This is a genomic window from Mesorhizobium sp. M7A.F.Ca.CA.004.04.2.1 (assembly GCF_004022825.1).
Classification (GTDB): Bacteria; Pseudomonadota; Alphaproteobacteria; order Rhizobiales; family Rhizobiaceae; genus Mesorhizobium.
Genome location: NZ_RZPH01001656.1, coordinates 1 through 644 on the forward strand (window position 1 = coordinate 1; position 644 = coordinate 644).

A 644-nucleotide genomic window follows, 5' to 3' on the forward strand; every position below is an offset into this window, starting at 1 on the left:
GGCTCACCCGTGTAGTTGGCCAGTGCTTCGAGCAATGGGGTAAGATAGTACTGTTTGGTGTGGTCCGGAATTGGCCCCAGCCGGTCCACCGATTTCAGTGCCACCTCGATCAACTCGATTGCGCGATCTTTGTTGCCGCTCTCGTAATAATACTGAGCTACCGGGAGGTACCGGAGGTATTTAAACGGGCCATCGCCGTTCGGGGGATTGAGTGCCAGTATCTGTTCCGAGAGCTCGTTGCCCATCGCAAAGCGCTCCGCGCGCGGAAGATGGGAATTGTCCATCGTGGGATCGAAGAGTTGGTTGAGGGCCAAGGCCATCCACGACACCGCGTCGGACGTTTTGTCGATCGCGTCCTCGACCAATTCTCGCATGACCGGCATGCCGGTCTTGATGTCGCGCAGCTTGTGAAGCAGAAGATCCGCATGAATCTGCCGGAACTCACAAGAGTCTGGCATCAAGGCGAGGCCTTCTTCGATGGCCAAGAGCGCCGCCGTCCAATCCTCGGCCTGCATCGCCGGCTCAAGTTTGGCGTATATCGGCCCGGTAAGCGACATTTCGCGCGCTGCAAGTTGGTTATGCGCGATGCGCTTTGCATCGGCGGCTTTCGCTTCATAGCTGCTGCGCCAGCTGCCGTTAAGGAC

General features: G+C 58.1%; 1 pseudogene. It reads right to left on the reverse strand.

Annotated elements, in window-relative coordinates:
* A pseudogene (locus EN893_RS36785) lies at positions 1-644 on the reverse strand (TlpA family protein disulfide reductase); the annotation flags it as partial.